Genomic DNA, 2,536 nt, shown 5'->3' on the forward strand with positions numbered 1-2,536 from the left:
CTTTTAACCGTAAACCGATAACTGATTATCGTTAACCTGTGTAGTTACTTTTATTTTTAAATTTACGTTTTCTTGATGCCGAATCAGACTTGGCATTACAACAGAACGCATAACTCAAAAGAGACCATCCAAACAATCCGACATGGGAAAAATACTCTCACTCAATATCAGCACAGAGAAAGGGATGGAGAAAACTCCGGTTGAAACGATCAACGTCATCATGGATTATGGCTTTGAGGGCGATGCACATGCCAGAAACTGGCACCGCCAGATAAGCCTTCTTGGCATCGAAAGCATCAATTCCATGCTAAAAAACCGAACAGATCTTGAGCTAAGACCTGGTTCTTTTGCTGAAAATATTACCACAGAGGGAATCGACCTCTTCACTCTGCCCGTGGGCACCAGAATAGTCTCTGGCGAGGTTGAACTGGAAATCTCGCAAATTGGGAAAAAATGCCACGATAAATGCAACATATTTCACAAGGTTGGCGACTGTGTTATGCCAAGAGAAGGCATCTTCGCCAAAGTAGTTCGGCCAGGAACCCTGCACCAAAACGATGAAATCCATATAATCCCCTAGAGGAGAAAAACTGTGGCCCGCATACTTGTGATTGACGATGACCCATGGGTCCTTAAAATTTTCAGACAGATCCTTGAAGATGATGGCCATGTTGTCTCCACCGCGAGCAATGGCCAAGAGGGCCTCGACCTCTTTCGTCAAAACCCCACGGAACTGATCATCACCGACATGGTCATGCCCGTCAAGGATGGCCTGAAACTGATCATGGAACTGGAAAAGGAGTTTCCTAATGTTCCAGCCATCGCCATATCAGGTGGCGGAGTTATCGAACCGGAACGTTATTTAACCCTGGCAGAGAGCATTGGCACCCGCAAAACCCTAATCAAGCCGGTCTCCAAACAGGACTTATTGGATGCGGTACACTCTGTATTGAACTAATTCATCTTCCCAGCTGACCTATAACCGTCTTTTGCCAATTCATCCGGGCTCGTCGTTAACATTTATCCTACTAAATGTTGACGACGAGCCCTTCGCCTTTTATGTTAGAGTCCAGGTAACTACACAGGTTAACGGTATTCAGTTGTCGGTTTACGGTTAAAAGAATCATGGCCAGTGTGTCCTCAGCCATTGCCAGGACCCAATTACTGTCAACCGTAAAACCGACAACCTGAGCAGTTACGAGTCCAGCAAGATACCTTATCCTTTTTCTTTTCCTCTAGGAGTCCACCATGATCAGCAAAGAACTGCTGGAAATTCTTGCCTGCCCACAGTGCAAAGGCGAACTTACACTTACCCCACAAAATGACGGACTGATTTGTGGGACCTGCAAACTCCTCTACGAAATCCGGGACGATATCCCGATCATGCTGGTCGATGAGGCAAAAAAAATCGATTAATAACGGAGCGCTTGTGTCTTTTCGCACCACACCGGATCAATGCTTTATCAATGCACCAATCTTGCACCTGTTGGAAGGGGAGCTGTTATCACTATTCCTCAAACACCGTTTTCAACCAGAAATCGGGCTTGAAGGAAACGCTCTCTACTCTAAAAGCAAGAGTGACTTTCAGAAAATTGCTCACAGCCTCACAGATGAAGGGTTATCATGCACACTACATGCCCCTTTTTTCGACCTTTCCCCAGGCGCGCTTGACCCCAAAATTCGCGCAGCAACCAGAGAAAAGCTACAACTGGCCTTTGAACTGATTGACATCTTCAAGCCCCAGGCAGTTATCTGTCACCTAAACTTCGAGAGCAACAAACACGGATACAAACTTGAAGAGTGGTTCGCTCAAGCCGAAGAGACCTTCCGTCAACTTCTAGCCATGGCCGCAAGCCATCAGACTACCTTGGCCCTTGAAAACACTTATGAGTCCGAGCCCAGCCAACATATCCGCATGATGCAAGCCCTTGACTCTCCTTTCGCTAAGATTTGTCTTGATGCCGGCCATATGCAGGCCTTTGCCAAATGCCCCTGGCAGGACTGGCTCCCAGCTATGCCTTGGGTCGGCCACCTCCACCTCCATGACAATCAAGGTGATACCGACACCCACCAGGCCATCGGCCACGGAAACTTTGACTTTCCCGGATTCCTTAACGCCCTGACCCAACACAATGTTCACCCCCGGATCACCCTGGAACCGCACACTGACCAGGACCTCTGGGCAAGCCTTGATGCCCTGGCCCACCTGGGTGTAGTCGATCTGCGTAGCAACAAGAAGTGACATCAACAGACGGGACCGCAAGGCCTATTCCTTACAGATATGCAATCGAAGAGAGCCCTCTGCTGCGGCACTGCTAGACGGATACAGCTTTGACCATCCACTCTCTTTTCGCCTTGAGCGGGATTGTCACTAATCTTCAATCATTGTAACTGCTCAGGTTGTCGGTTTACGGTTGACAGTTGACGGTGATTGGGGCCTGCCAATGGATGAGGACACACTGACATTGAGTATCATACGATGATTTATGACTAATCATGATTCTTTTAACCGTAAACCGATAACTGATTACCGTTA

4 protein-coding genes are annotated in these 2,536 nt (G+C 47.7%); all 4 read left to right on the forward strand.

Going from position 1 to position 2,536, the window contains the following annotated elements:
• Positions 1–142 precede the first annotated feature (142 nt).
• The 4 genes from FP815_02345 to FP815_02360 all read left to right on the forward strand — a co-directional run bounded on the left by FP815_02345 (position 143) and on the right by FP815_02360 (position 2,242).
• On the forward strand, positions 143–580 hold the full coding sequence (locus tag FP815_02345) for an MOSC domain-containing protein (GenBank protein MBA3013773.1): 438 nt from the start codon (positions 143–145) through the stop codon (positions 578–580).
• Between the two features lie 12 nt (positions 581–592).
• The gene (locus tag FP815_02350; protein MBA3013774.1) at positions 593–958 is read left to right on the forward strand and encodes a response regulator; all 366 of its coding nucleotides are present in this window, start codon (positions 593–595) and stop codon (positions 956–958) included.
• 290 nt (positions 959–1,248) lie between these two features.
• Positions 1,249–1,416 (forward strand): Trm112 family protein, encoded by a 168-nt coding sequence (locus FP815_02355; protein ID MBA3013775.1) that lies wholly within the window; start codon positions 1,249–1,251, stop codon positions 1,414–1,416.
• A complete protein-coding gene (locus FP815_02360) occupies positions 1,394–2,242 on the forward strand; it encodes a sugar phosphate isomerase/epimerase (protein MBA3013776.1) in 849 nt (282 codons plus the stop codon). Before FP815_02355 ends, FP815_02360 begins: the two co-directional genes overlap by 23 nt.
• Positions 2,243–2,536 lie beyond the last annotated feature (294 nt).

The organism is Desulfobulbaceae bacterium (genome assembly GCA_013792005.1).
Taxonomy (GTDB): domain Bacteria; phylum Desulfobacterota; class Desulfobulbia; order Desulfobulbales; family VMSU01; genus VMSU01.